Source organism: Bacillota bacterium (genome assembly GCA_040754675.1).
Classification (GTDB): Bacteria; Bacillota; Limnochordia; order Limnochordales; family Geochordaceae; genus Geochorda.
Map to the genome: position 1 here is coordinate 1 of JBFMCJ010000198.1, position 7,296 is coordinate 7,296.

At 63.8% G+C, this 7,296-nt stretch carries 4 protein-coding genes and 1 pseudogene; all 5 read right to left on the reverse strand.

Going from position 1 to position 7,296, the window contains the following annotated elements; translation table 11 throughout:
• Positions 1–594: hypothetical protein (locus AB1609_12195; GenBank protein ID MEW6047226.1), on the reverse strand; the 594-nt coding region annotated here is incomplete at its 3' end.
• Positions 595–2,672: 2,078 nt separating this feature from the next.
• On the reverse strand, positions 2,673–5,744 hold the full coding sequence (locus AB1609_12200) for a DUF3883 domain-containing protein (GenBank protein MEW6047227.1): 3,072 nt from the start codon (positions 5,742–5,744) through the stop codon (positions 2,673–2,675).
• A gap of 224 nt (positions 5,745–5,968) precedes the next feature.
• The gene (locus AB1609_12205; protein ID MEW6047228.1) at positions 5,969–6,289 is read right to left on the reverse strand and encodes a hypothetical protein; all 321 of its coding nucleotides are present in this window, start codon (positions 6,287–6,289) and stop codon (positions 5,969–5,971) included.
• Positions 6,290–6,394: 105 nt separating this feature from the next.
• Positions 6,395–6,751, reverse strand: coding sequence for a DUF4160 domain-containing protein (locus AB1609_12210; protein ID MEW6047229.1), 357 nt, complete (start codon positions 6,749–6,751; stop codon positions 6,395–6,397).
• Between the two features lie 140 nt (positions 6,752–6,891).
• Positions 6,892–7,296 (reverse strand): annotated as a pseudogene (locus AB1609_12215) (methionine adenosyltransferase domain-containing protein).

The window sequence follows — 7,296 nt, forward strand, 5'->3', positions numbered from 1 at the left end:
GTCTGGGGAGTTCTGCCCCCCGACGCGAAAGCTCAGATGCTCAATGGAGCCCCGCGCAAGCCGGTGCACGTAATCGGCTAAGGCACGCTGACTGTCGCGTGTCACTCGATTTCCCGAGTCGTGGCTCACTAGGACGAGGGATTGCCCAGTCCCTGCGGCCTCCACCGCGTAAGCGAGGGAATCGAGTCCTCCAGAGAAGAGCACCACACCTGCGTCATCCTGTGGGGCCTCGTAGCTACCCTCGGGGAGCCCGGAATAGTACCGGAACTCTAGGTCCCAGTCGTCTCCGCTGAGTACACATAGAGCATACTCAAGAATCGGCCTTACGCTTGCGAAGGCCAGGGTGTTCGTAACGGGAACAGCGAGCCTGACTGACCGGGCAAACCCTTCTCTCTCACCCCTGAGGACGGCAATGTCAGCCGCATACACACTGGCGGCAAGGGTAAGGAGGTCCTCTTCCATTGTGCTTGGGGGCCCGAAACGACCCGTGAAGGTACCACGTGCAGTAAGGAGGTTCCTCCCAGGAACCAGGACTAGCGTTTGTTCGTGAAGCTTGCCCTTGCCTACAACTGAGATACAGCGTTCCTCGCTCATCGCTGCAGTTCCCGAAGCACAGCCTCCGTGTACTCGCGCCAGCTTTGCGGCGTTGGAGTTGTCGGGGGCGGGCCAGCACGGTCTACCGCGCGTTCCGCTTCACGGGCCAATTCGGCCTTCAGAAGTCGGAGGTCGTTAACCGTCCTCAGTCTGCCCGTGCTCCCTACAAGCCCGGGAAGATCGCGCGAAGCTAGGTACTCACACGCTCCGGAGAACAGCGCTCGGGCGTATTGCATGGCACGCCCCGGCGCCTGGTAGCTTTGGACAACCGCACGACGAGCAAGAACCGTCTCTAGCCCTGCTGCTCTTAAGCGGACAACCTCGCGATTCACAGCAACCGTTGCGGCCTTTGGATCATCGTGCTCCAATGCGAGTTCAAGACACCGGGCCACTACGGGTGAGGCGAGAAGCTTAAACACGTTGGCCTCCGGGTCTACAGAAGCCGCCCGAGCTAGAAGCGATAGCACCCTCTTGGGCGGAACGGATGGTGTCCCGTATGCCGTCATGACTGCCCGCCATGCAACAGTCTTTGGTGACGCCTGGTTTACAGAGGTTCCCATTTGGCGCTAGCCTCCCCGCACCTTGTCTCTCGCGGCTAACCGTACGGCTCGATGGATAACCTCTGGACTGATGACCGGGTTGCTGAAGATTGCCCGCCAATCGACGACTGATCGCAAGCGAGGATGAGTCGAGAAACACTGGACGGCAGACCCCATAGTGGCCGCATCAAGGCAGGTGAGAGGCACTTGCGAACGGGAATACACTTCATGAGATCGACGTTCCAGAACCTCACGGGTCTGAGCGAACGATCCAGACACAAGCAGGAATGCATACGGGCGTCCCAGAATCTCCTTGTAGCGAGTAGCGAAGTCTTCTGAGTAAGCCTGGCATTGCCTTTCGGTCTCGCTATCAACCTCGAACCCATTTGCGGCCGACTTGGCGTCATAGAGGACGTACGACCCTCCAAGAAGTATCAGACCGTCTGGGACACTCTCACCCAATCGGTCCTGGCCATACCGAATGACGCGTCGTCCGGTTATGAACTGAAGACCTGCATGCACGTATCGTTCAAAGAGATGTTCCGGTCTGCCGGTCAAGCCTTCCGGCAGCCGATTGTGCCCGAGTTCCCGTAGTTGGGTTGCGTAAGCGGGATCGAGTGGAAGAAGTGAAGGAATACCCCCACCAAACCGTGCCGTGAACTCGTCCAAGCTCAGAACTGGCTCGTTGAAAGATCCCTCTGCTCGTCCCACGATGACCAGGTGAGCCTGTCTCCGCGCTGCAATCTTCCTTACCGCCTCCAAGGCTGGACCCTTCAACTCACCATCCGTCAGTGCTATCACATAACGAATGACGCACCCAAAGTCGTCCGGAAACTCGTAAGTGAGTAGTAGAGCCTGGGGCAGGCGACGAGCCGACAGCGGCACATAGCCGTGGGCCGCCAAAGTCGTTGTCAGGAGTTCAACGCTACTGCCGCTGGCCTCAACCGTGGCGAAGAGCTGCGACTCGGGTACGCTCACAGGGTCCCGCACGCCTCTCACCTTATCCTCCTCCAAGCAGGTTCTATGACCGCTCTGTGCGTGCTATGGCGGGAATGCCGCGGCTCTCACTTCCGACTAGGGTTGGCTTCTGCGGACACAGCTGTCCAGACCGCAACCGCTGGGAGCAACGAGCAGATGCTGGAGCGAAGCGACCCGCGCCCCGCGAACGCTGAGTCGAACCTCTCGTGCGGGAGATCCTCCCCCCCGGAAACTTGCAAAGCTCTCTCCCACCTCCCGAGTCCCCGCAAAGCAGGTCTGCCCTCGAGGGCTCGCCGACCGACCGGGCCGAGGTACACGGCTATCCGCAGGGATTGGCCGCCCCACGAGTCCAACGACACATGCTCCACCGCAACGAGTCTTGCTGGCACGGCACGCGGTCTGGCCCGCCACGCCCACCCTCCCGGACCGCCTCACCGTTCGCCCCTCGCCGTTCGCCCTCTTAGCACCCCATGAATCCGCTCCGCCACGGAGCCCCGACTGCCCCGTCGCTGTCGGCCCCGTGGCCGTACCGCACTTTCATGCTGGGCTCGTCGGCCACTCCTACTGCAGGCGCGGGAGCCGCGCGACCTGTTCCAGCCTGTACTCCCACGCCCGCCGGGCGAAACCCGGCACGACAAACTTCGTTCCGTAAAACGCCCTGTAGAGCAGGCCCACTGACACCAGTTCGTCGAAAGCCTCGGGGAGGAGCTCTTCCGAGAAGACGATGCGGTGAGCCGCCGCAAAGGTTGCACCCGCGTCGTAGACCTCCCCGGTCCGCACGCTCCCTTCCCGAAGGAGAAGAAACGCCAGTTGCCGGCCTCGCCGGCTCAAGTCGGCGCATCTGCCTTCCACGACTTCCTGAAGCCCCGCCAGATGCGCCTCGCACGCCCACCTCACCACGTCCCGGCAGGGTTCCTGGGTATCGGTGGTCTTGTCCCAAACGACGGCGCCTTGTGCATCCAACGCCCCGATGCGCCCGAGAACCCCGACGGCCTCCTTCAAGCTCTCCGCGGCTTCGACCGGCGGATACCGAAGGCGCAGGTTCGCTTTCGCCAGCCACTCGCCTGCGCAAAGGCTCAGGACATACAGCGCTTCCACCACCGACGGGCGCTGTTCCGAAGCGTAGCTCCGCACCGCCTCCTCGAGTTCAGCTCGACTCGGCATAGCCCGCCTCTCCGTTCTCCTCCAGCGAGGCGTAGCGATCTTCCGCCAGTCGCCATACCGGAAGGTCGGGTCGGGCAGCAACCCGAGCAGTTTCGGCCCGCGCAGCACGTACAGGACGGGATGGCGCAGGGCGTCGGCCACGACGTACACGTAGTAGGCATCGTCGGACAGCGCCTGATACTGCGTCCGGGTAAGGTCGATGGGCGGGTCAGGCCGGGAGCGCCCCTTGAGCTCGATGCGCCGTCCGCCCGACTCGAAGTCGTACCCCCGCTCCTGCGAACGGGGCACCCGCACCGGCTGCCGCCCCCGGCTGCGCTCGTAGCGTACCAGCACCTCCTCCGCGACCCGTTCGGCGAACGTCTCCCGCAGCCGCTCATCCTCCAGCCGCCGGTCCACCCCCAGGGCCTGGAAGAACCGCCGCCACTCGGAGACCTCCCCGCCGTCCCCCGCCGCCAGGTACGCCTCCGACAGCAGCGGCATCTCCTCCGGCTCCACCCGCAGCCGCCCCCTGGCCGCCAGCGCCTCCAGCCGGTGCTCCGGCGCATAGGCCTCGCCGAAGAACACCTCCGGCGGCGAGCGCCAGCGGCCGTCCCGACTCTTCACCGTCAGGAACCCCAGCCGCCCCACATCCAGCACGCCCTCGCGCCACAGCCGGAAGAACCGGCCCGTCCACTCCATGCGCTCCCGCTCCGGCATGGTCGCCCACGCCTGGGTCACCTGTTCCAGGGAGTCCCCGAGCTGCCACTCCCGCACCTGCTGCGCCGTCAACACCCGGCACCCCAGAAACTCCAGAAACCAGGCGCACTCCGGGTCGGCGAACACCCCGGGGTGCACCCGCCGACGCCCCCGCAGCACTGGCGGCCCCTGCTCTGCCCAGTACGCTCCCGACGCCGACACCAGCGAGCCGTCCTCCGCGAGCACCAAGCGGGCCGAAAACCACGGAGCGCTCCGGATGGTACCCTCCGAGTATCGCCCCAGCTCCCGGTACAGCGCCCGGAAAAACTCCACGTCTTGCCCCTTCGCCCGTGCCTCCACGAGCTGCTCCATCGCCCACGGCCAGTGCTTGCTGTTGACGAACGGCCCCTCGGTGATAGGCAGGGGCGGCGGAAGAGCGTGCCGGTGAAGCGCCCGTTTGCCAGGAAACGCCGACTCGAGCTTCTGCACCCCCAGCACCCGCAGCCATTCCGCGTCCCAGTTGGGGATTCTCATGGCCTGCGCCGCCGTTATCAGGGAGCCGTCGGCTGCTACCAGCAGCGGACGTTCTTCCACGTACCGCCGAAGGGGCCGGAGAAGCTCGTCGTTGATGACGTCCGGCCCGCCCCCACCCGGATAGAGAACGAGCGCTGCAACGTACCGCCACTGTTCGTGCTCCAGCAGCACCGGGACCACGCGCCCGGTAATGAACCGGAAAAGTTCGCCTGCTATCCAGCGGTTCCACCGCGCATCACGCCGGATACTCTCCCGGCCGGGACCCGTGAGGAAGTCTCCCTGCACGAGAAAAGAAAGGCCACTTGGCACTTCCTTCAGAGGCAGGAACGAGAAGACTCCCATGTGAGCCGTGCCGCTCACGCGCCGCAGCTGGCCCTCCTCGTCCAGGGCGAACGCCACCGCGATCTCCCGAGCGGCGACCTCGCGACGCTCCCATCGCTCGGTCTCCGGGTCGGACCGAACGTCTTCCGGCATTCTGACGGTGCTTCGGAAAACCACCCAGGACTCGTGAGTCGCTTCTCCGTCGCGCTCTTCCGCTATCTCATATCGCTCGTACGGGCCGGGTTCGGCTCCCCCAGGCTCCACCCGCCGTCTCCGAACCACCCGTCGAGACCCCCTCAAGCGGTCTTTCAGGACAAGTTCCTCCACGTGCCCCAAGAAGAGAAGCACGCGGCCCGACAGGCTGTCCGGCTCGATTTCTTCTACGAGACGCTCTGCGATAGCGGCCCGATCCCGTTCCCGGATAGGAAGCTCGAAAAACGTGGTGTAGGAGGAGAGCTCTTTCGTCCACTCGGGCGCCTGTTCCAGCCAGACGGGCGTGATTTGCCAGGGAACCTTCTCCGGCTGCGGCCAGTGCTGCCGGTCGAAGGCAAAGCGATAGCAGCCGGACACGATGCGAGGGCTGTCACAGAACAAGAACACCGACTTGAACCCGATGCCGAGGTACCCGATGTAGTCGGTCGCTTTCTTGGCCGACCGGCCGACCCGGCAGATGCTTTCCACGTCCGCTTCGGAAAATGGTGTTCCGTCGTTGGCGATCCGAACGGCATCGGGAGCGAGCTCCACCAGGACCGACCTCGACCCGGCGTCGTCGGCGTTCTGCAGGAACTCCATCAGGAAGTGGCCGGTCTGCGGGAACATCATGGTCACCCGCTCGATCGCCCCGGCCAGCGAATCCTTGAGCTCGTCGGACCCGTCCTGGCGGGCGCGCGCAATGCGCTCGATGTGCCGCCCGGCCGCCTCTTCCGAGCAAGCCGCCATGACGCTTCCACACCGCCCTTCCCGGATGGGACCCGTGCTCAGGGCAAGCGGTGCCGACTCACTTCGCCACCTTCGGACAGCGCCACCGCCCTGTTCGCCACACGCCCGGTTATGTTGGTCCGCGGCACGACCGGTTCGTGCAACGCATCGAAGCTGTGGACCACGGCCACCTCGTCGCCCGGCCCTACCAGCCGGTCGCCCAGGTCAGAGGTATCAAGCAATCTTTATTTGTCGCCGCACGGCAGCTTATACTGCCTTCGAATCTTCTGCTCCAATTCCCGCCGCTGCGCTGGCGTGTAGCCAAGAGAGGTAGGCATAAACCGGAGGTAGACTTGCAGCGTTCCGTCGCAATTCCTCTCCCAGCATGGCTTGCGTTCGTGATTCGCAAGCCTTATCCCCACCTCACCGGACTCCCCGACATCAATGACATACTTCTTTCCGTCACGGGCAGCACAGATGATCACATATACCGCCGCACGATTCGCTGGGATGACAGTACTGTCCACGGAGTAGGGGCCCTCAAAGTCGTGGCCCGCTATCTGCACCGATACCACTCCTTCCAGCGCCGTGGTGGGCCATCCTTGATGACCATTAGACGAGAGCCTGGCGCTACTACTTTCCGGTCCGCTTGCTTTGGATTGTTAACCCGTTCAACACTCGACTCGCCCAACGGGGCAATCGGTCGGTCTACGCTCATTCCAGGCCTCGATCAGTTTCTCTCGATTGGCCGCATGCCACTTCTTGATGTTTCTATGCCACTTCCTCAGCTCGTCTGCCTGCAGTGGCTCCCCTGTACAAATATCAAAGATGCCGCTCCTCCCTTGGTAGGAGACCCGGAAATGAGGAGGCGGATGCTCCCGAGCGAATATCTCGACCTTCAACCCATCTATATGATCAACCAGTGCCTCTTCTAGTTTGAGACGGCCGTCGGGCATGATGGGCCCAAACTGGAAGGAGCGTTCAAGCGAGTTCCGGAGTTCTCCGGTTAGTTCAACGGCCCATTCCACGCCCGCAAGCCCCTTTCTTTGCCGACGGGCACCGAACAAGTGCCGGGCTGAACTCGACGCGCTCGTCCGTATCTCCATCCCGATTCGCCGCCGGGGGTTGCCCCGCCTTAGGATCCGACGACAATACGGGCTGAACCGTTGCCCAGCCGCAGGTCGAAGAAGAGTTCGACGAGATCCGCGATGACGTCGTCGGGCATAACCCCCGTCCCGAAGGTCTCCACCCGAACGGACACGGGCTTGGCCCCCCGATGGCGTACCCCACCTGCACCTCACGCCGCCTCGCCAGCTCTGCCGCCACCATGTTCTTCGCAACCCACCGGGCCGCTTACGCCCCGAGCGATCCACCTTCGTCGGGTCCTTCCGCGACAGCGCCCCGCCCCCGTGCCGGCCCATCCCGCCGTATGTATCCACGATCACCTTACGCCCCGTCAGCCCCGTGTCGGCCTGCGGCCCGCCCATCACGAACCGCCCCGCGGGGTTGATGAGGATCCGGGTCTCCTTGTCCAAATACGGCTCGCCGATAACCCGACGGATGACCTCCTCCC